Below are 21479 nucleotides of genomic sequence, written 5' to 3'. Positions count from 1 at the left end.
CGCAAGGTTTCTGCAAGTAGTTACCAGAGTGAGCCCTTTGGTTTCTGAAATTTCCAGAAAGCGTTGCAAAGATCGTAGACGCTCCGTAATCTCCCGGCAACATTCCGGACGAGTCCGCGAGCGGGCGGACCCGGCCGGGGAACACCGCGTCGTACCGCGTCGCCGCCGCCCTGACGGGAATCACGAACGGGAACGCACGAACGGAAACGCACGAACGGGATCCACGAACGGGATGCGCGAAGGCGGACGGGAATCACGAGAGCGGGGCGAAGATCCTGAAGCACGACATCCGCGAGTCACCCGGCGGCGAGGCCAGGGCCCACTGGATCGACCGCGGCACTGTGGCCTGGCGGGCCGGGCCGGCGGCGCGCCACTTCCTGGCCTTCAGCGCTAACGGCGGCATCACCTGCCGGGACGGCGACCTGCGCGGCGTGCAAGGGCTGATCCGGCTGCTGCCCGGCGCGCTGAGCGAGCAGCAGCGGCGCGCGTGGCCGCACCTGGCCGCCCTTCGTGCGTTCACGGTGCATCCCGGGGACGCGGAGCTGGTCCGCGAGGCGCTGCGCGGGCAGGTCGTGGCCGGCTGCCGGGACGGCTCGGGCGCGCTGATGGCCGCGACCGGCGTGCAGATCCCGGGTGTGCTCGACGACCTGTACGCCACCCGCGCCCAGACCGAACCACTCGGCCCATCGCTCGGCTCGTCCGGCGGCTCGTCCGAAGGCATTGGCACGAGGCTGGCCGTGTGGGCGCCGACCGCGCGGAAGGTCGAGCTGGCGCTGCACGGACCGGGGCCGGGCGGCGTGCATCCGATGCGGCGCGACGACGAGAGCGGCGTGTGGTCGGTGCAGGGGCCGCCGTCGTGGCTCGGCCGCGAGTACACCTACCTGGTCACCGCGTACTCCCCCGAGGCCGGTGCGGTCGTGACGAACGAGGTCACCGACCCGTACGGGCTCGCGGTCACCCCGGACGGCGGGCGCAGCCGCCTGGTGGACCTGGACGCCGCCGCACTCAAGCCGCCCGGCTGGGACGAGCTGGTCAAACCGCCCCCGGTCCCGCAGCACCGGGCCTCGATCTACGAGCTGCACGTACGCGACTTCTCCGCCTCCGACGCCACCGTGCCGCCCGACCTGCGCGGCACGTACGCGGCCTTCGCCGACGACCGCTGCCAGGAGAGCGCCGGGATGCGGGAGCTGCGCGCGCTGGCCCGCGACGGGCTGACGCACGTGCAGCTGCTGCCCGTGTTCGACTTCGCCACCGTCCCCGAGCGCAAGGAGGACAGGACCGAGCCCGCCTGCGACCTCGCCGCGCTGCCGCCCGACTCCGAGGCGCAGCAGGAGTGCGTCGCGCGCACGGCCGCCGAGGACTCCTTCAACTGGGGGTACGACCCGCTGCACCACACGGTGCCCGAGGGCTCGTACGCGACGGACCCGGACGAGCGAACCAGGGAGCTGCGCGCCATGGTCGCCGGGCTCAACCGGGCCGGGCTGCGCGTGGTCATGGACGTGGTCTACAACCACGCCCACTCCACCGGCGTGCTCGACCCGATCGTGCCCGGCTACTACCACCGCCTGCTGGACGACGGCGCCGTGGCCACCTCCACCTGCTGCGCGAACACCGCTCCCGAGCACGCCATGATGGGCCGGCTCGTGGTGGACTCGATCGTCACGTGGGCCACGCGGTACAAGATCGACGGCTTCCGTTTCGACCTCATGGGCCACCATCCGAAGGCGAACCTGCTCGCCGTCCGCCGCGCGCTCGACGCGCTGACGCTCGCGAAGGACGGCGTCGACGGCAGGTCGATCCTCCTGTACGGCGAGGGCTGGGACTTCGGCGAGGTGGCCGGCGGCGCCAGGTTCGAGCAGGCCACGCAGGGCAACCTGGCCGGGACCGGGATCGGCACGTTCACCGACCGGCTGCGGGACGCGGTGCGCGGCGGCGGCCCCTTCGACTCCGACCCGCGCGTGCAGGGGTTCGGCTCCGGGCTGGCCGGCGACCCCAACGGCGCCCCGGCCAACGGCACGCCGGGCGAGCGGCGGGCGCGGCTGGCGTACTACGCCGACCTGATCAGGGTGGGGCTGACCGGCAACCTGGCCGGTCACCTGCTGCCGTCGGGCTCGGAGGTCGGCTACCACGGCTCGCCCGCCGGGTACACCGCCGCGCCGGGGGAGGCGGTGACGTACGTGGACGCGCACGACAACGAGACCCTGTTCGACGCGCTGGCGTACAAGCTGCCGCAGGCGACGCCGATGGCCGACCGGGTGCGCATGCAGGTGCTGTCGCTGGCCACGGTACTGCTGTCGCAGGGGGCGGCGTTCGTGCACGCGGGCTCCGAGCGGTTGCGCTCGAAGTCGTTCGACCGCGACTCCTACGACTCGGGCGACTGGTTCAACCGGCTGCTGTGGGACTGCGAGCAAGGCAACGGCTTCGGCGCGGGCCTGCCGCCCCGGGCCGCCAACGAGGCCGCCTGGCCCTATGCCAGGCCGCTGCTGGCCGACCCTTCGCTGCGCCCCGGCTGCGCCGACATCGCCGCCGCCCGAGCCCGGTTCGGCGAGCTGCTGCGGATCAGGGCGTCGTCGCCGGCGTTCGCGCTGGGGTCGGCGGAGGAGGTGCGGCGGCGGCTGACGTTCCCCGGCTCGGCGGAGGGGGTGATCGCCATGCACGTGGACACCTCAGGGCTCGATCCGCGCTGGGCGTCGGTCACGGTCGTCTTCAACGCCACCCCGTCGGCCCAGGAGCAGCCGTTGCCGCAGGTCGCGGGGCGGGAGGTGGCGCTGCATCCCGTGCAGGCCGCCTCTGACGACCCCGTGGTGCGGGAGTCGGTGTTCGATCCCGCCACCGGCACGGTGACGGTTCCCGGGCGGACGGTCGCGGTGTTCGTGAGTGCCTGAGTGTGATCCGGCGGGGTAGTGGGAACGTTCAGGACATCACTGGCATTGCGCGGCACGACGGCGCAGACTGTAAAAACGGCGATCGCGTGGAGCAGTGGAGCACCCGTGGACAATCACCTTGATCACATGCCGGTTCTTTCCCGCGGCAGGCATCGCAATCCGAAGCGCGGCGCCTGCTTCATGGAGCTGGCCTCCTACCTGGCCGGTGAGCGGTGGAGCGACCATCCGGCCTGCACCCATCCGTTGCTGGCCGCGCTCGCCCGCCTGGTCAACGACAACACCGGCGACGAGAGCCGGGCCAAGCTCGTCCATCTAGTCCCGTCCATCATCGGCCTGAACAGCGACGACCTGCGCGTGGACGCGCACATCGCGCTGCGCTGCGCCACCACGGCCCTGCCGGTCGCGGCGGCCGAACGCCAGCTCGCGCTGGCGGTGTCGGTGCTGGCGGCCGAGGAGATGCTGGCCAGGCTCGACGGCGCACCGCCAGGACGGCTGAGCGAGCGCAGCAGGCGGGCCATGGAGGAGGTCCCGCACGCGGCTGAGCAGGCCCGGCGCTTCAGCAGGGCCGCGCGGATCACGGAGAAGGGCTTCCGCAGGTACGCGGCCCCGAACGCGGTGCAGCTGGCCGTGGTGGGGATCGTACAGGCGTGCATCCCCGATCCGGACGCGCTGCTGCGTACGCTGCTGGAGGAGACGATCGCCGAGTGCGACGCCTTGATCCGCACCGAACAGACCACCACCGCCCCCGCCACCCCGGCGACGGTCTGACCCGACGCCCGGCCGGCCTGACGCCCGGCCCGTATGACGTCTGGGCCGTCTGACATCTGCCGGTCCTGTGACCGGTTGATCCGGCGGCCGGCGGGGCCGGTCGCGCGGGTCAGGCGGTGAGGACCTTGGCCAGGGCCTCGGCGACGCAGGCGGCGCCGGTGGCGGGGTCGTCCATGAGCATGGACTGGCGGATCCAGACCACCTCGCGGGCGGCGGCCTCGGCGGCCGGGCAGGGCTCCGGCCTGGCGCCGGCCCCGGTCAGCGCCGTCATGGTGCCGAGCGGCGGGTAACCGCCGTCGAGCGGCACCCCTTCGGCCGCCATGGCCTCCAGCAGGAACGCCCGGTCGACCGGCACGTGCAGGCGGAGCATCAGCAGGTGCCGCGAGTCCCGCGTGGTCCCCGGCGGCTGCGGAACCACCGTCACGGGCCGCCATCCGACCGGCTCTCCCGCGCCGTCGTAGCCTGGGGGCGCGGGGATGGAGGCCAGTTCGCGTTCGAGCGCGGCGCAGAACGCGTTCCTGCGGTCGATCTCCGCGTCGAGCCGGTCCAGCCAGGGCAGCAGGAGCGCGGCCTGGATCTCGGTCAGCCGCAGGTTCCAGCCGACCGAGGGATGGCCGTACCAGGCGCCGCCGGGGTCGCGGCCGAGGTTGCAGACCGACCAGACGGCGTCGTGCACCGCCCGGTCCCGGCAGACGATCAGGCCGCCCTCCCCCGCCGTCATCGCCTTGCTAGCCTGGAAGCTGTAGACGCCCGCGTCGCCGAGCCCGCCGACCGGGCGGTCCCGGTAGGTGGCGCCGTGCGCCTGGGCGGCGTCCTCGACCACGGCCAGCCCGTGCCGGGCGGCGAGCTCGGTCAGCGGGTCCATGTCGGCCGGGCTGCCCGCGAGGTGCACGGGCATGATCGCGGCGGTACGCGGGGTGAGCGCCGCCCGTACGGTGTGCGCCGGCAGGTGCAGGTCGTCCGCGTCCACGTCGGCGATCACCGGCGTGGCCCCCGCGAGCAGCACGGCGGTGGCCGAGGCGACGAACGTGTACGCCGGGACGATCACCTCGTCACCCGGCCCGATCCCGAGGCCGCGCAGCGCGGCGAACAGGCCGAGCGTGGCGTTGCCGACGGTCACGGCGTGTTCGGCGCCCGAGCGGCGGGCGAACGCGCCGGCCAGCTCCGCGCACACGGACCCGCCCTGCGTGGCGCCCCACAGGCCGCTCTCCAGTACGGCGGTGACCCGTTCGCGCTGGGCGTCGTCGAGCGGCGGCGGCCAGGCCGGCCAGGGGCGGGTACGGACGGGAGCTCCGCCGTGAAGGGCGAGCGTCATGGGAGTGGTCCTTGTCTGCACGAACGCGACTGCTACGAACAGTGCTGCTATGAACTGGGCTGCTACGAACGGGGCCATCACGGACAGGGCTACTACGAACGGGGCCGCTACGAGCTGGGCCGCATGGACGCTTGCGGTCGGGCGGGTCCGGCCGGTTCGCCTGGTTCGCCTGGTTCGCCCGGTGGCAGCAGGCGGGCGAGGTTGCCGCCCTGGACGAGGGCGCGGTCGGCGTCGGTGAGGGGGGCCAGGGCGACGCGGCCGAAGCCGATCCGCAGGTCGAGGAAGCAGGCGTCGGAGCCGTAGATCACCCGGTCCGCCCCGATCAGCCCGGCCAGGCGGGCGATCCAGCGGCCGGTCATCTTGGAGCCGCAGATCTCCAGGAAGAGGTTCGGGTACGGGCCCGCCAGCTCGGCTGCCCTGGCGAAGCCGTTCGGCCAGAGCCCGGCGTGGCCGAGCAGCAGCGGCACGTGCGGATGCCGCCCGGCCACGGCGACGAACTGCGCGGGGTCGCTCCACGGGGAGCCGGTCTGGCCGTGGGCGAGCACCGGCAGGCCCAGCTCCCAGACGGGGTCGTAGCGGCGGTCGTCGAGCCGGCATTCGTGCACGTCCGGATGGATCTTCACGCCCCAGACGCCCTGGTCGGCGAGGTGGTTGCGCTGGTGCGGGTTGTAGACCTGCCAGACGCCGATCCGGCCGGGATGCCGCTCGGCGGCGGCGAACGCCAGCCGGTTGCCCTCCTCGGCGTCCGGGCCGACGGCGAGCAGGTGGCTGATGCCGATCGCGTCGATGCCGAGGCGGTCCATCAGGGACACCATCCCGTCGGCGGACGGGTCGGGGATGAGGAAGTCGGGCCACGATCCGAGGTGGCCGTGCGCGTCGAGGATCATCACACATCTCCTTGCCTGAGCAGGCCGATCCGAATGGCCCCGACAGGTTGCCCGCCCGAGGCGGTCAGGTTAATGCGGATCAACGCGAGTCTCCTGGCCCGGGCAGGGCGTCCAGGTCAATGGGGATCACCGTAGGTCTCCTTGGCCGAGCAGGCTGCCGCCTGAGGCGATCAGGTCGATGTCGGCCTCCGGGAGTTCGAGGTGGTCGAGCAGGAAGCGGGGCCCGCAGTCGTCCATGACGGGAGCCCCGGTGCCGAACACCAGCCGCTCGGCCCCGTAGTGCGCGGCCAGCCATTCGACGCCGCGCTGCGTGTTGACGGTGCCGATCTCCAGCCACAGGTTGGGCATCTCGGCCATGAGCTCGCCGATCGCGCGCAGCCGCCGGTAGCCGGGGCTGAGCAGCAGGACGCGCAGTCCCGGCAGCCGGCGGGTGAGGGCGACGAGCTCGGAAGGCGAGGTCTCGTCGAGTTCGATCGCCGCGACGGCGCCGAGGTCCGCCAGCCGGCGCAGGGCGGTGGGGCCGGTGAGCTCGTACCGGTGGCGGGCCGGGCAGAGGCGGACCATCGGCACGTCCCAGTCCTGGGCGGGCGCGAACGCCTCTGGGAGCAGGACGGGCACCGGGACGAGCCGGGGGTCGCGCAGGCCGAGCAACGCCTCGTTGCCCGCGTGGACGTCGGAGTAGAGGCTGAGCGTGTGGGTGACGCAGGCGCGGTGGATGCCCAGCCGGTCCATCTCCTGCCCCGGGTCGCGGGGCAGGTCGTCGAAGGGCACGGGCCCGATGAGCCGGTGGGCGTCCAGCACTAATTTCGGCACAGACCGAAATTAGCCTTGCGGCGGAGTGACGGTCAAGAGCGGGCAGCGCGGGTTCAGGTCCACCCTGGCCAGCTGCCGGCCGCTCATGGTCCACGCCTTCCACGAGCCGGGTTCGAAGTGCAGCTGCGGGTTGGTGTACCAGTCGTCGCCGAGACCGGTGGCCAGGTGCCTGGCGGGGCCGAGCGGGCCGGTGCCGGGCTCGTCCGTGCCCAGCTCGTACGCGTTGCCGCCGCCGAAGAACGTGGCGGCGAACACCCTGCCGCGATGCACCGTCAGCTCGCCGTACCCGGACAGCGTGCCCCGCTGCCTGACCGTCCCGGTGGCGAGGTCCATGGCGATCCAGGTGCCGGAGTCGCGCTTGTAGACCCCGTACAGCAGGCCGCCGTGCACCTTGACGTCCTGGAACGTGCGCATGCCCGGGACCGGGTCCACCTGCCAGCGCACCGTACGGGTGCGCAGGTCGAAGGCCGCGACGGAGGCCGACGTCCTGACCGGCGGGGTCCCGCCGCCGCCGAGCACGTCGCCGCCCAGGTAGACGACGCCCGCGCGGGAGTCGAGCGACAGGCTCATGAGGCTCTGATCGGGGATGACGCCCGGGTAGGAGTCGATCGCGCCGGTGGCCGGGTCGATGATCGACAGGGCGCCCTCCAGCCTGGCGCCCAGCGGGGCGGAGGCGACCAGCAGTTTGCGGGTCACCGGGTCGTACTCGATGTCCCACGGGCGCTGCTGGTCGTGGCCCAGGCGGGCCAGCGGGCGGACCTCGTCGGTGCGCAGGTCGATGGAGACGACCTGGCCGCTGGGGTAGAGGGCGGCGTAGATCTTGTTCCCGTGGCGTACCAGGTCCTTGGGCTCGCCGGGGACGCGGAACCTCCGCTGCTCGCCCGTACGCAGGTCGCGTACGTCCATGAAGAAGTGCCCGCCGACGTAGACGGCGCGGCCGGGCACCAGCAGCATGCTCTGCGGGCGCTCGGCGCCCGCCGGCAGGCCCGCCTCGATCAGGTCGGTGAACGAGGACGCGCCGGTGCGCAGGTCGAGCGACCACATGCCGCCGCTGCCGGAGAAGCCGAGGAGGGTGTCGTCGCCGGTGAGCGCGATCCGCCTGGTCTCGTCGTCCTTCGACGGCGGAGCCGCCACCTCGGTGAGGGCGGTGTCGCCGGTGCGGTAGCGGTGGACCGCGCCGTCGGGGCGGGAGGTGGCGTAGACGGTGCCGTCGGCGGCGACCGTGAGCGCGTCGAGGCTGAGCGGGCCCAAAGGGACGTTCCTGGCGTCGGCGCCGTCCTTGCGCACGTCGATCAAGGTTGACGCGCTGACCGCGAGGACCCGGTCGCCGTGCTCGGCCACCACGCCGATGCCGGTCGTGCCCTGCGCCAGCTCCCTGACCGCGCCCGTGGCCCGGTCGATCGCCATCAGCTTGCCCTTGTCGAGCAGGCCCGCGTAGACGTTGCTCTCGTCGGCCGCGACCGCCCTGACGTAGCGCTCGCCGGCGGCGAGCACGCCGAAGTCGCGCACCGCGCCGGTGTCCGGGTCGTACTCCCTGACCCGGCCGTCGGGGTACGTGCCGGCGTAGAGGGTGCCGTCGGGCGCGGCGGCCAGCGACCAGATGAAGCCGCCGTTGCGGCCGAACGAGGCCAGGTGCGCCACCTCGCCGGTGGCCGGGTCGAAGCGGTAGAGGTCGGGGACGGGGTACGTGCCGACGTAGATCTTGCCGCCGGAGACCGCCGTGGCCCAGCCGCCCTCCGGCTCCCCCGTCGCGGGGGCGTCGGGCAGGCGGGCGGTCCTGACGACCCGGCGGGTGGCCAGGTCGATCTCGGCCAGTACGGGCGGTTTCTGGCCGCGGGTGACGACGTACGCCTTGCCGTCGTGGACGGTGGCGCCGACGATCGCGCCGGTCAGCGACGCCGGCCCGAACGTCTCCACCCGCGTCCCCGAACAGGACCGGGACCCGCCGGCGGTGGTGACTGTCACGTCGGACGACGTGGGGGGCGTAGGTAAGACCGCTGCCGAGGCCGGGGCCGCCGTGGTGAGGAGCACGGCGGCCAAGGCCGCTGAGAGCGTGAGGGAACCGCGCGGCATGGCCGCACCTCCGCGAGTTGTTGCCCAATTTTGGCCCAGACCGTAATCTGCGGGACGGGAATAGTCAATGGAGGCGTACGTGACGGCGTTCGACGCTGGTGAACTGGTCGGCGAGCTTGAGGTGACGTTCGACGTGGACGTGCTGGTCGGCGCGTATCCCGACCGCGACGGCCCGCCGGGCACCCCGGAATCCGTGCTCGCGGCCCTGGCCGGGCACCGCGTCAGGGCGGGCGCGGTGGCGTCGCTGCGGGCCGCCCTGTTCGACGTGCGCTCGGGCAACGACGAGGTCCTGACCCTGCGCGGCACCCCGCAAACTGACGGCGCCGGGGCGGCGGATGTGGTTCCGGTCGGGACCGTGGATCTGCGCGACCCGATCGGCGCCGTACGTGAGATCGACCGCCTCGAACCCCTGGGCGTGCGGGCGATCAGGCTGTTCCCCGACGAGCAGGGCGTCGAGGCGGGCTTCCCCTCGGTCCGCCACGTCGCCAAGCGGGCCGCCGCGTCGGGCCTGGTCGTGCTGACCGGCGGTGACGTGCGCAGGTTCTGGCAGCCGTTCTCCGGCCTGGACGCCAGGGTCGTCTTCCTGGACACGCACTTTTACCACCTCGGCGACTTCCTGGTGGCCGCCGCCGACGAGCCCGGGTTCCACGCCTCGACCCGCCTGCTCAACTCTCCCGACGCGCTGGAGACCGTCCCGGCCGATCGGCTCGTGTTCGGCTCGCGCACCCCCCACTACGAGCCGGTCGTGCCGCTGCTGCGCCTGGCGACCAGTGGCCTGACGCCGGACGAGATCGCCGCGGTGGCGGGCGGCAACGCGAGGAGGCTGTTCGGATGATCATCGATGTGCACGCCCACTGGGGCCCGTGGTTCTTCACCATGGACGTGGCCGGCGCGAACCTCTCGGCCATGGACCGCTACGGCATCGGCCTGTCGATCGTGTCGGCCACCGAGGCGGTGATCTACGACGCGCCGGCGGGCAACCGGGCCCTGGCGCGGTGGCTGGCCACGACCGAGCGCCATCTGGGCTACGTCACGATCAACCCGCGCAGGCAGGCCGACGCCGAGCGCGACCTGCGCGAACATCTCCCGACCGGCAAGTTCGCCGGAGTCAAGATCCACACCGACTACACGGGGTCGCCCGTCTCCTCGCCCCAGACGCGGGAGGCGCTGGCCATGGTCGCCGAGGCGGGGGTGCCCGCCCTCGTCCACACGTGGGGCGCCACGGTGCTGGACCTGGCCGAAGCCTGTGCGGACACACCCGGCCTGCGGGTCATCGCGGGGCACATGGGCGCCGACGGTTATCCGTACGCGATCGAGGCCGCGAACGCCTGCGACCGGCTCTACCTGGAGCCCTGCTACTCCCACGCCCCTGCGGGCCGCGTCGCCCGGGTCGCGGCGGCGGTGGACCGCACCCGGCTGCTCTTCGGCACCGACTCGACCCTCATCGACCCGGCGTCGGCGTTCGGGGCCGTGGCCGCCGCCGGGCTGGACACGGAGACGGCCGAACTGGTCGCGTGGCGCAACGCCGTACGACTTTTTGATCTGGACATTACGGCCTAGGCCGTAATAGCGTGCGGCCCAACCCGTCCTGAGGAGTGCCAGCGCATGATCCCCCGCCGCCGTTTCCTCCAGGCCGCGGCCGCCTCCGCGGCCGTGACCTCCCTGCCCGCCCTCACCGCCGCCCCCGCACTGGCCGCGGCCCGCGAACGTGAGGGCACGATCACCGACCTCGGCCCGGCCAGCGTGACCAGCCCGCTGGGCAACGCCGAGTTCGTCGGCGACGTGCTCTACCTCGGCTCGCGCGGCCTGGCGCCCAACGTCGTCGGCGCCTGGGACCTGGGCCAGGACAAGGTCACCGCCCACTTCGACATTCCCTCGGGCGTGGGCATCTGGGCGATGTGCAAGGTCGGCACCGACGTCTACGTGGGCACCCACTCCAGGTCAGACCTGTACAAGATCGACACCCTGACCGGCACGACCACGAAGGTCGCCGAGTATCCCGACCCCTACATCTGGACCATGGCCTCCTCCCCCGACGGGAAGGTCTACCTGGGCACCTCACAGCCCGGCCGGGTGGTCGAGTACGACCCCGCCACGGGAACCAGCCGCGACCTGGGCCAGCCGGCCCCCGGCGAGGCGTACGTGCGCAGCATCCAGGCCGACGACACCCACGTCTACGCCGGCGTCGGCAGCAACGCCCACCTCGTCGCCATCGACAGGAGGACCGGCGACAAGCGCGAGCTGCTGCCCGCCGAGGTGGCCGACCGCGACTGGGTGTCGAGCATGTCGATCAGCGCCACGCACATCGCCGGCGGGATGAACTCCCTGGGCGAGCTGATCGTGCTGGAGAAGGCGGACCCGGCCGCGTACCGGGTGGTCAAGGCCACCGCGCCGGGCGAGAAGTACGTCGTGTCGGTGCTGATCCACGACGGCTGGGTGTACTTCGCCGGGCGGCCGTCCGGCACGTTCTACCGCTACCGCATCGAGGACGGCACGTACGAGGTGCTCGGGGTGCCGTTCCCCGAGGCGCAGACCGTGCGGATCCTGGAGCACGGGGGCCGCATCTACGGCGTCCAGGAGCCGGGCGTCTTCGTCTACGACCCCGCCACCGGCGGCATCGACTACGTGAGCCACGTGCAGAAGGGCTTCAAGGCCGCCCCCGAGGAGCCCATGTCCGTGCACAGCGACGGCGAGCGCGTCTACGTGGGCGGCAAGGGCGGCTGCGACGTGCACGACCTGGCCTCAGGCGCGGTCACCCGGCTGCCGATCCCCGGCGAGCCGAAGACCATCATGACCGCGAACGGGACCACGTACCTCGGGGTCTACACCCAGGCCGCCCTCTACTCCCACCGCGCGGGCGACGCCGAGGCCGAGCTGCTCCTGCGTACCGGCCACAACCAGGACCGGCCCAAGGACCTGTGCCACGACCGGGCGACCGGCCTGATCGTGATGTCCACCCAGCCGGAGCCCGGCCACCAGAACGGCGCGCTCGACGTCTACGACCCGCGCACCGGCCGGCTCGACACGTACCGGCCGATCGTCGAACGCCAGACGGTGTTCGCGCTGACCGCCCGGCTGGGCACCGTCTACATGGGCACCAGCACGCAGGAGGGGCTCGGCTCGCCGCCGGTGACGTCCACGGCCCGGCTGGCCGCGTTCGACCTGCGCCGCCGCGAGGTGAGGTGGGAGGTCGAGCCGGTGGCCGGCGCGAGCTCCATCACGAGCCTCAAGCACACGGCGCTCGCGCTGTACGGCATCACCGGCGACGGCGTGCTGTTCGAGTTCGACCCGCGCCGGCGCAAGGTCACCCGCACGCTCAAGGTCTGCGACCGCGGGGGCGACCTGGTGCTGTCGGGGACGAAGGCGTACACGAGCGACGAGGACGCCGTCTACAAGGTCGACCTGGTCGCCTTCACCGCCCGCAAGCTCGTGGAGGGGCTGGCGAGCGACTGGTTCGGCGGCGGCTCCCGCATCGCCCGCGACCCGTCCCGCAGGGCCCTGTACGGCCTCAAGGGCCGCAACCTCATCCGCATCGCCATCTAGGCAGGTCAACGCCGCCTTGTGGCCGCGGGCTCGCCCGTCGCGGCGATGAAGTGCTCGGCCAGGAGCTGGTGCCGGAACCGATAGTCCCTGCCCTCGCTCCTGAGCAGGTCGTGACGGGCGCAGTAGCGCAGGAAGCGATTCAGCCGCCAGGGCAGGTAGCCCACGGCCACCAGGCAGAGCGTCACCAGCGGACTGAGGAGGTGGGCCTCGCGCCCTGTCTGGAAGGCCACGTACACCCCGCCACACGCGCCCACTCCGACGGACATGAGGTGGAAGACGAGCTCCGAGGGGAGCCAGTGGTGGGTGTCCGCCCCTATGAGGAACACCGCGAGCAGCGCCACCCCCAGCCCGACGAAGGGCACCCAGCCCACCTCGTCTTCGTTCTCATTGACGCTGTACCCTTCGCCATCCAGCAGGAAAGCGATCCCGAAGCAGACCGAACCGACCACGGCGAAGAAGCCGAGCGCGCACGCGCCGGAGAACACGTACGAGGCGGGAATCCCCGACAGAACCAGGTAACCCAGGCCCACGAAGTAGACCGCGCCCCCCAGAACGATCGCCGTGATCACGATGCTCGCCCCGGCGCGGCGGAAGAACACCCACGGCAACGGTTCGGAGCGCGAGCCGGAGCGACGGTCGGCGACCGTCACGACCACGGCCAGGATCAGGCCCACCACGACGACCGAACACCCGAAGACCGCCAGCAGCGCCAGCCAGTTCACGGACGTGGGCGGCTCCGGCAGCAGGCCCACCAGTGTGCTCACCGTTTCGGCGACGGTGAGGGCGAGCGCGGACAGGATCGTGCCGAGCACGGCGACCGTCGCGCCGAGACGCGCCGGCCCTGCCGGCCACACCCGCGGTGGTTTCCGGCTCCGCCGGCGCCCGATCAGCCACTGCGCCAGCACCATGATCAGCAGGCCGGCCGCGGCCGCGAGCGCGACGACGACTCCGGCGTGCCGCAGGAGAACCGCGGCCCCGGCGAGGGCGATCAGGGCCATCAGCGGCACGGCGAATAGGGAGCTGACAACGCGGGACATCTCCGCGGGCACCTCGTCACCGACCCTGATGACGCCCGGGCCCCACCGGGACGCCACGACCGGATCTCCCGGGGCGGCCAGCCGGCCGAGCCACCTCACCACGTCGGCACGTGTGTAGCCGGCCTGGTCGCCGCGCTGGATCGCCTCGTCCACGAACGCGTCGAGCAGCGCGCCTCGCCGCGCCGAGACGGACCCGCCCGCGCCTTCGTCGCGGGCCGGCTCGGCCACCGCCGCCACCACGGCCAGCCAGAGCGGGGCGTCGAGCAGATCCCACAGCGTCGGATCCCTGGTCACGGCCTGGCGGACGTGCTCCGCCTCCGGTCCGCCCTCCTCCAGCCAGGCGATCACCTTCTCGCGGTGCAGCGGCACGATGCGCACCGCACGCTGCAGCGCCAGCAGCTCACCGATCTCGGCGTAGTCGAGATCCCGGCCGCACACGACCATCGGCGGCACGGTGAAGCGGTCCTGGAGGTGGTTGATCCAGCGCAGACAGGCCCGGCGGCGGGCGGGCGGCACCTCGTCCAGCCCGTCCAGCAGCAGGACGATCCGCTGCGTGGCCAGGTATTCCACGGCCACCCGGTGGCCCAGCCCGTATTCCCCGGCAAGGATCTTCAGCAGCCAGCGGGTCCCGCCGTCCTGGTCGTCGTCCGCCGCGTGCCGCCGCCACACCCTGCGGGCGCTCACCGGCGAGAACGAGACGAGGTCGACCACCACGGGAACCGGCTGCGTCTCATCGGCCTCCGCGGCCGTCAGCAGGTGATCGGCCAGGTCGAGGAGCTGCGTCGTCTTTCCCGCTCCCGGTGCGCCGAGCAGCAGCAGCGACCGGCTCGCGTCCTCCCACGCGGTCCACACGCCCTGCGGTGCCGGCACCTGTTCGGCCGCCACGCTCAGCGCGTCCGGCGGACGCACCCGTTCCACGGCCTCCTCCAGGCTGATCTCGACCCGGCCGGCCGGTCGATGCACCAGGCGCGCGTCCAGCGTCGACCGCGCCCTGCTCAGCATCCGTTGCCGGAACCCCGGAGGAAACCGCCCGCCCTCCCTCATGCCGTGGTCGGCCCAGTACTGCCGCAGGGTCAGCCAGGTCGCCGCCGCGCCTAAGACCAGCACGGCCGGCACCGCCCACACCGGCGCGTCGTCGCTCGTCGCCACATTGATCAGCACGGGCAGCGCCACGAGGCCCAGGGCCGCTGAGACGATCACACGTGCTCGTGCCATCGCACACCCCTCGATCCCGCCCGTCACCCGGTGCCAACGACAAGCCGACCCTACTCCGCGCGGTGGCGCCCGACATGAGTATGTCTATCCCGTGTCAGCTCGATACCGGCGGACATTCGGTCCGGCCGTTTCAAGAACGGGCGGGCCGGGGTGTCAGGTGGAGGCCGCGGCCAGGACGCCGGGGCGTTCGGCGTCGGGGAGGCCGGGGCCGTGGGGGTCGAAGGCGTGGGTGGCGGGGATGAGGCCCTCCGCCTCGGCCAGCCAGAGCATGCGCTGCACGTACCCCTCCATGGGGGCCGTGAACGTGGCTGCGGCCAGCCGGTCCAGCCGCGCGGAGGCCCGTTCGAACTCCCGCAGGTCGTCGCCGCGGAAGGCGCGCAGCACGGCGGCCGTCGCCGGCACCGACGCCGCCGCGATGCCCACCAGCGCCGCCTCGGCCCCCCACAGCAGCGAGGGGCCGAACATGCGGTCCTCACCGGTGATGGCCAGCCGGCCGGCCTCGCGGGTGAGCGCGATGGCCTCCTGGCAGCCCATCGCGTCCGACAGCAGCGCCGTCTTGAGCCCGGCCACGCCCGGGTGCCGGACGACCTCGCGCAACATGGCCGGCGGGCACGGCGCGGTGTAGAGGTCGAACGCGATCATCGGCAGCCCGGCCGCCGTCCACACCTCGTCGTGCAGGGCCGCCCGGTCGCCCGGCGACGGGAACACCAGCACGCCCCCGGCCCCCGCCGCGGCCGCCGCCTTGGCCTCCTCGGCCGCCGGGGCCGCGCCGCCGCCGACGCCGGCGATCACCGGGACGCCGGCCCGGCACGCGCGCTCGATCAGCCCCGCCCGTACGTCCGGCGCGAGGTAGGGCCCGCGCCCGGTGTGGGCCAGCACCGCCAGGGCGTCGGCGCCGGTCTCGGTCAGACGGCGGAAGTACGCCTCCGCCACGTCGAGGTCCACCTCGCCGGAGGCGGTCATCGGCGTCGCGGCGGCCGCCACCAGGGCGCCACGCAGGCGGTCGCGCAGACCGGCGGCCCGCGGGTCGATCGGCGTGCTCATCGTCGCTCCCCTCACCGGCACGGCCACGTCGGCCCGCCGGACGGTTTCACCGGCCCGCCACGACCGGCCGGACGGCTTCGCCGGCCCGCCACGACCCGCCACGACCCGCGACGACCCGCGACGACCGGCCCCGGCGACCAAGCGTAGGCCGTCAGGCCCGGATCACCTCAGCCCCGGGTCTACTTCAGGCCGGTCATGGCGATGCTGTTGACCAGGTAACGCTGCAGCACGAAGAACACCAGCAGGCACGGCACCGCCGAGACCGCGGCCGAGGACATGAGCGTCGCCCACTGCATCTCCTCCGTCTTCAGCACCGTCAGGCCCACGGTCAGCGTGCGGGTGGCGTCGCTCTGCGAGATGACCAGGGGCCACAGGAAGTCGTTCCAGTGCCACAGGAAGACGAACACGCCCAGCGTGGCCAGAATCGGCTTGGTCAGCGGCACCACGATCGTCCAGTAGACGCGCAGCTCGGAGGCCCCGTCCACCTTGGCGGCGTCGAAGAGCTCGTCGGGCAGCCCGAGGATGAACTGGCGCATCAGGAAGACGGCCTGCGAGTTCGCCAGCGTCGGGACGATCAGCCCCCAGAAGGTGTCGGCCCCGCCGAAGTCGGACACCAGCACGTAGAGCGGGATGAGTGTCGCCTGGAACGGCACCATCATGGTGGCGAGGAACGTCCACAACATGGCGTCGCGGCCGGGGAAGCGCTTCTTGGCGAACGCGTACCCGGCCATCGACGCCGTCAGCAGGATGATCACCACGGAGACGGCCGAGTAGACCAGCGAGTTGATCGTCCACTCGGCGAACCCGGAGGCGTTCAGGACCCGCGCGATGTTGTCGAAGGTGAGCGAGGCGGGCCAGCGCACGGGCAGGGTCGGCTCGCCGCGCGGCGAGAGCGCCACGACGAGCATCGCGACGAACGGGCCCATCGTGAGCAGCGACATGATCGTGAGCAGGGTGTAGAGCGCCCACTTGCGGCCCCGGCGGCGGGGCGCGGGGGCCGGGCGGCCGGTCCTGGCGGCGGTGGGACGTGCGGCGGTCAGCGTCACGTGTTCTCCCTGCCGACGAAGCGGCGCTGGATCAGCGAGACGACCAGGACGACGGCGAACAGCACCATCCCCCACGTGGCCGCGTAGCCGAACTCCCAGAACCTGAAGCCGCGTTCGAAGATGCCGTAGATGAGGGTGTAGCTGGCCTTGGCGGGCCCGCCGCCGGTCATCACGTAGATCGTGTCGAAGACCTGGAACGAGGCGATCGTCTCGATCACCAGGACGAAGAAGAGGGCGGGCTTGAGCAGCGGCAGCGTGATGGAGCGGAAACGCTGCCAGGCGCTCGCGCCGTCCACCTTGGCCGCCTCCAGGTACGAGCCCGGGATGGCCTTCAGCCCGGCCAGCAGGATCAGCATCGAGTAGCCGAAGCCCTTCCAGCAGGAGACGAGGGCCAGCGCGGGCAGCACCAGCTCCGAGCGTTCCATGAAGGCGACCGGGGCCACGTCCAGCTTGGCCAGCAGGCCGTTGATCAGGCCGTCGAACTCGTAGATCCAGCGCCAGACGAGGCCGGCGAAGACGAAGCTGGTCACGTACGGCAGGAAGAGGATGCCGCGGAACAGCCCGCGCATGAAGACGACCGCGTTGAGCAGCAGCGCGGTGCCGAGGGAGACCAGCACGACCAGCGGCACGTAGATGGCCGTGTAGACGAGCGTGGCCCGGAGGCTGGACCAGAAGTTCGGGTCGTTCACGAGCCGGGTGTAGTTGTCGGCGCCGATGAAGTCCCACTCGCCGCCGATGTTCCAGTTCGTCAGGCTCATGCCCGCCGCGCCCAGCGTGGGGAAGATCTTGAAGATCAGGAAGAGCACGAGCATGGGCAGGACGAACAGCAATCCTGTGATCGGATCGCGCAGGCGATGACGCACCGGGTTCACACCTTTCCGAAAGGACGGGGCCCGCGCGGTGACACGCGGGCCCCTGTCGGGTCAGCTGCCGGCGGCGAGCAGCTCGTTCGCCTCCTTGGCCGCCGCGTCCAGCGCCGTCTTGGCGTCCTCCTTGCCGATCAGCGCCGCCTGTACGTGTGCCGCGATCATCGACATCACCTGCCGGGCCTTCGGGTGGGTGTCGCCGGGGAAGGCGAACTCCAGCGACTTGGCGAACTCCTTGGACGCCTCCGACTGGCCGGGGATGGTCACGTCCGTACGCGCGGAGAAGAAACCCGACTCCTTGGCCAGCGGCCCGGCCACCTCGGCGGAGGCGACGTAGGCGGCGAACTTCTTGGCCGCGTCCTTGTTCTCGGAGTGCTTGGCCAGGATCAAGCCGCCGGGGATGCCGAACGCGACCCGCTTCGTGCCCTCCAGCGGCAGGCCGATGCCCACGTTCTCGGCGCCGATGGCGGCGCCGAGCTGGTCGGCCTGGATGGCGGTGGCCGCGTGGTAGAGGGCGGTCTTGCCGGCGGCGAGCGGGCCGCCCTCGACGTCATTGCCCTTGCTGGCGGTGTTCTCCGGCAGGCCGCCGGCGGCCTTGAGGTCGAGCAGGTACTGCAGGCTGTCGATGCCCTGCTGGTTGTTGACGACCACGCTCTTGCCGTCGGGGGCGAAGACCGAGCCGCCGTTGGCCCACAGGATCGGGTAGAAGCTCTGGTTGAGCGAGACCTCGGGCTTGCCCGGGTAGTCGAGCACGGCGACCTTCTTGGCGGCCAGCTTGGGCGCGGCCTCCTTGAGCTCCGCCCAGGTCTCGGGCGCCTTGGTGACGCCCGCGTCGGCGAACAGCTTCTTGTTGTAGATGGGGGCCGTGATCGTCTGGTAGATCGGCACGCCGTAGAGCTTGCCGTCCACGCTCAGCGCGGTGAGCGAGTTGGGCAGGTAGGCGGCCTTGTCGGGGGCGACGACGTCGTCCACGGGTTCGAGGGTGCCCTGCTGGGCGTACTGCGGGATCTGGTCGGGGCCGAGCACGACCAGGTCGAAGCCCTTCCTGGAGGCCAGCGCGGTGGTGACCTTCTCCTGGCGGCCGTCCCACGGCTGCTGGTCGATGGTGACGTCGATGGCGGGGTTCTTGGCCTCGAAGTCCTTCTCGACCTTGTCCCAGAAGGACTTGTTCGCGGCCTGGTCCATGATGACGGGGTACATCCAGAGCGTGACCGTGCTCTTGTCCGAGCCCGAGCCACCGGATCCGCACCCGGCCATCACGACGCTCAGGGCGGTCACGATTCCGGCTGCCGCTGCCTTCCTCATCGGTGGCTTCCTTTCCTGAATACCGGTCCTGACCGAAACCTAGTGAGCAGGGGACAACCGGTCAATGGCTGATACATGAACGTAACTAGGCCCTCGCCTGGTAGTTGCGGACGGCGTCGGCGATGGCCGCGACGTGCTCCGACGTATAGTGCTCGTTCCAGTCGATCACCAGCAGCGTGCTGTCGACCAGGCGTTCCGCGGCCGGGCAGGCGGCGGGACGGTAACCCTCCAGTGGGTAGTGGGAGGTCCCGTAGATCGGCCTGCGCCACAGCGGCGCCCGGTTGAGCGGATCCTGGAGATATCCGGGCCGTGCCGGAATGCCGGCCGCGCTCAGGTGCTCGGCCAGCTCGGGGGCGTCGCCGCCGGGGAGCACGAGCGGGAAGAGCCACCACGTGTGCCCGTCCGGCCTGGGCAGCAGGATCACGCGCCTCCCCTCCCCCGCACCGGCCCGCTCGCCGCCGCGGACCCCGTGCTCCCCGTTTTCGAGCTCCCCGTTCTCGTACCCGCCGGTTTCGAGCCCGCCGGTTTCGAGCACGCCGTCCAGGCCGCGCAGGGCCTCGACGAGCGCTGCGGCGGTGCGGCGGCGCGCCGCGACGACGCCGGGCAGCTTCGCGAGCTGGGCGCGGGCCACCGCGGCCTGGAGCTCGGTCATCCGGTAGTTCAGGCCCAGGCTCTCGTGCGAACGGCCCGCGGCCCGGTCCCAGCCCTTGTCGGCGAACAGCCGCATCCGCCTGGCCAGCTCGTCGTCGTCGGTGACGGTCAGCCCGCCGTCGCCGCAGGTGATGTGCTTCCACTGCTGCAGGCTCAGCGTGCCGACGTGCCCTGCCGTGCCCGCGAGCGCTCCGCCGGGCAGCTCGGTGAGCCACGCCTGGGCGCAATCCTCGATGAGCGTGAGGCCGTGCTCGTCCGCCAGCGCCCGCAGTGCGGCGATCCTGGCCGGCGCCCCGAACAGGTGCACGGCCATGATCGCCCGGGTGCGCGGCCCGATGAGCGCGGCCACCGCGTCCGGGTCGAGGTTGCCGTCGGACGGGTCCACGTCGGCGAAGACAGGAATGGCGTTCTGCGCCAAGATGGGGGCCACGGTGCCGAAGTCCGTGATCGGCGTCGTGATGATCTCGTCCCCGGGGTCCGGCGCCGCCGCCACGACCGACAGATGGAGGGCCGCGGTGCCGGAGCTGCACGCGATCGCGTGGCGCGAGCCGTACAGCTCGCCGATCTCGCGTTCGAGCGACCTGGCCTCGGTCCCCCACACGGAGTTGAGCATGCCGGAGCGGATCACCCGTTCCAGCGCCGCCACCTCCTCGTCGCCGAGGGTACGGCCCGCTGGTTCGGCCATGTTGGGAAAGTGCAGGGTCACCGGATAACCTTTCGGTCTAGACCGTTATAAGGAGAAGGAGGCGTGGGTGGGTATCGTCATCGGAGTCGTCGGCCCGCACGATCTGGTCGACGACGTCGCGGCCACCTGCGAGGAGCAGCCGGGCGTCACCACGACGCGGCTCGACTACGACCACGAGTCGCAGGCCCCGGCCATCGTCGAGGCCCACGCGGGGTCGGTCGAGGGCTGGCTGTTCACCGGCGTCGTCCCCTACATGCTGGCCCGCGCCGCCGACGTGCTGGCGCGTCCGGCCGCCTTCGTCGACTACTCGGGCGCGACGCTGCTCAGCGCCCTGGTCCGGCTGCAGCACGAGGGTCACGACATCACCAGCCTGTCCATCGACACCATCTCCCCCGCCGACGTCACCGCCACGTTCCACGAGGCCGGCCTGCCCACCGAACGGCTGCGCACCCTCGGCTACCGGCCGGAGACCACCTCCAAGAAGGTCGTCGCCTTCCACCGCCGCGGCCCGGCGCACCCGGTGATCACCTGCCTCAGCTCGGTGCACGAGGCGCTGCGCGACGAGCTGCACGTGCTGCGGCTGGCGCCGTCGGTGCACTCGGTCCGGGTGGCGCTGCGCCAGCTCCTGCTGACCGCCGAGGGCCAGGCGCAGGAGGACGCGCAGATCGCGCTCGGCCTGCTGGAGGTGGACGGCGAGGAGGGGCTGCTGCGCGAGGCCGGCGCGCTGGGCGGCACGCTGGCCGCGTTCGGCGGCGGCACCCACCTGCTCGTCACCACCCGGGGCCCGCTGCACGACGCCACCGGCGGCTTCACCAGGCTGCCCATGCTGGCCAGGCTGGCGGCGCGCGGCGGCGTGGCGCGGGTGGGGTTCGGTCTCGGGCGCAGCGCCGCCGAGGCCGAGAGCCTGGCCCGCCGGGCGCTGTCCAGGGCCCGGCGGATCGGCAGCGTGGCGGCGGTGCTGTCATTGCGCGCCGACACCGACATCGTCCTGGAGTCGGTGGCCGACGAGCCGCCTGGTGAGCACAACCTGCCGATGCTGGCCCGCAGGGTGGGGCTGTCGGTGCCGACGCTGGAGAAACTCCTCGAAGCGCGCGACGCGGCGAAGGGGGCGGCGCTGACCACGCGCGAGATCGCCGACCGGCTGGCCGTGCAGCAGCGGACGGCGCGGCGGATGCTGCACCGGCTGGAGCTGGCCGGGCTGGCCGAACGCACCGGCAACCTGACCAGCGGCTCCAGCGGCCGCCCCCTGACCCTCTACCGCCTCACCCTCTGACCTCAGGGCCCGCTCCTCCGAACCCGCCGCACGTTCCGAGGCGGCCTCACGCATCGAGACCGGCTCACGTTCC

General features: G+C 72.3%; 16 protein-coding genes. 6 read left to right on the top strand and 10 right to left on the bottom strand.

Annotation, left to right across the window (positions count from 1 at the left end):
• Nucleotides 1-101 precede the first annotated feature (101 nt).
• Nucleotides 102-2885 (top strand): pullulanase-type alpha-1,6-glucosidase, encoded by a 2784-nt coding sequence (pulA, locus tag AB0C28_RS07515; protein WP_358073593.1) that lies wholly within the window; start codon nt 102-104, stop codon nt 2883-2885.
• A 126-nt stretch (nt 2886-3011) separates the two neighbouring features.
• On the top strand, nt 3012-3653 hold the full coding sequence (locus AB0C28_RS07510; protein WP_357841830.1) for a hypothetical protein: 642 nt from the start codon (nt 3012-3014) through the stop codon (nt 3651-3653).
• A 109-nt stretch (nt 3654-3762) separates the two neighbouring features.
• Here AB0C28_RS07510 and AB0C28_RS07505 read toward each other — a convergent pair whose 3' ends face one another.
• The 4 genes from AB0C28_RS07505 to AB0C28_RS07490 form a co-directional block, all read right to left on the bottom strand.
• Entirely contained in the window at nt 3763-4968 is a 1206-nt protein-coding gene (locus AB0C28_RS07505) for a DegT/DnrJ/EryC1/StrS family aminotransferase (RefSeq protein ID WP_358073387.1), read from the bottom strand.
• A gap of 107 nt (nt 4969-5075) precedes the next feature.
• On the bottom strand, nt 5076-5855 hold the full coding sequence (locus tag AB0C28_RS07500) for an amidohydrolase family protein (protein WP_358073386.1): 780 nt from the start codon (nt 5853-5855) through the stop codon (nt 5076-5078).
• Nucleotides 5856-5981: 126 nt separating this feature from the next.
• Nucleotides 5982-6668: an amidohydrolase family protein gene (locus tag AB0C28_RS07495; protein ID WP_357841823.1), complete on the bottom strand. Its 687-nt coding sequence runs from the start codon at nt 6666-6668 to the stop codon at nt 5982-5984.
• Nucleotides 6669-6677: 9 nt separating this feature from the next.
• Nucleotides 6678-8633 (bottom strand): PQQ-binding-like beta-propeller repeat protein, encoded by a 1956-nt coding sequence (locus AB0C28_RS07490; RefSeq protein WP_358073385.1) that lies wholly within the window; start codon nt 8631-8633, stop codon nt 6678-6680.
• Nucleotides 8634-8820: 187 nt separating this feature from the next.
• On the opposite strand from AB0C28_RS07490, the gene AB0C28_RS07485 reads away from it, so the two are divergent.
• The 3 genes from AB0C28_RS07485 to AB0C28_RS07475 are packed head-to-tail and all read left to right on the top strand — an operon-like array spanning nt 8821 to nt 12284.
• Nucleotides 8821-9576: a hypothetical protein gene (locus AB0C28_RS07485; protein ID WP_358073384.1), complete on the top strand. Its 756-nt coding sequence runs from the start codon at nt 8821-8823 to the stop codon at nt 9574-9576.
• Nucleotides 9573-10301, top strand: a complete 729-nt coding sequence (locus tag AB0C28_RS07480) for an amidohydrolase family protein (RefSeq protein WP_358073383.1) — start codon at nt 9573-9575, stop codon at nt 10299-10301. The genes AB0C28_RS07485 and AB0C28_RS07480 overlap by 4 nt, the downstream gene beginning before the upstream one ends.
• A gap of 45 nt (nt 10302-10346) precedes the next feature.
• Nucleotides 10347-12284, top strand: a complete 1938-nt coding sequence (locus tag AB0C28_RS07475; protein ID WP_358073382.1) for a hypothetical protein — start codon at nt 10347-10349, stop codon at nt 12282-12284.
• Nucleotides 12285-12289: 5 nt separating this feature from the next.
• Here the strand turns inward: AB0C28_RS07475 and AB0C28_RS07470 are convergent, their stop codons facing one another.
• The 6 genes from AB0C28_RS07470 to AB0C28_RS07445 form a co-directional block, all read right to left on the bottom strand.
• Nucleotides 12290-14536 carry a hypothetical protein gene (locus tag AB0C28_RS07470; RefSeq protein WP_358073381.1) on the bottom strand — a complete coding sequence of 749 codons (2247 nt, stop codon included), beginning with the start codon at nt 14534-14536 and terminating at the stop codon, nt 12290-12292.
• 153 nt (nt 14537-14689) lie between these two features.
• On the bottom strand, nt 14690-15580 hold the full coding sequence (locus AB0C28_RS07465; protein WP_357841805.1) for a dihydrodipicolinate synthase family protein: 891 nt from the start codon (nt 15578-15580) through the stop codon (nt 14690-14692).
• A gap of 179 nt (nt 15581-15759) precedes the next feature.
• Nucleotides 15760-16626: a carbohydrate ABC transporter permease gene (locus AB0C28_RS07460; protein ID WP_357841802.1), complete on the bottom strand. Its 867-nt coding sequence runs from the start codon at nt 16624-16626 to the stop codon at nt 15760-15762.
• Nucleotides 16623-17489, bottom strand: coding sequence for a sugar ABC transporter permease (locus AB0C28_RS07455; protein ID WP_357841799.1), 867 nt, complete (start codon nt 17487-17489; stop codon nt 16623-16625). Before AB0C28_RS07455 ends, AB0C28_RS07460 begins: the two co-directional genes overlap by 4 nt.
• A gap of 60 nt (nt 17490-17549) precedes the next feature.
• Nucleotides 17550-18797, bottom strand: coding sequence for a sugar ABC transporter substrate-binding protein (locus tag AB0C28_RS07450; protein WP_357841796.1), 1248 nt, complete (start codon nt 18795-18797; stop codon nt 17550-17552).
• A gap of 85 nt (nt 18798-18882) precedes the next feature.
• Nucleotides 18883-20154 (bottom strand): DegT/DnrJ/EryC1/StrS family aminotransferase, encoded by a 1272-nt coding sequence (locus AB0C28_RS07445; RefSeq protein ID WP_358073380.1) that lies wholly within the window; start codon nt 20152-20154, stop codon nt 18883-18885.
• A 46-nt stretch (nt 20155-20200) separates the two neighbouring features.
• Between AB0C28_RS07445 and AB0C28_RS07440 the strand changes: the two genes are divergently transcribed.
• Nucleotides 20201-21406, top strand: coding sequence for a hypothetical protein (locus tag AB0C28_RS07440; RefSeq protein ID WP_346106865.1), 1206 nt, complete (start codon nt 20201-20203; stop codon nt 21404-21406).
• The last annotated feature ends 73 nt before the right edge of the window (nt 21407-21479 follow it).

Source organism: Nonomuraea sp. NPDC048892, assembly GCF_040649735.1.
GTDB lineage: Bacteria > Actinomycetota > Actinomycetes > Streptosporangiales > Streptosporangiaceae > Nonomuraea > Nonomuraea maheshkhaliensis.
This window is presented reverse-complemented; position numbering and strand designations above follow the sequence as displayed.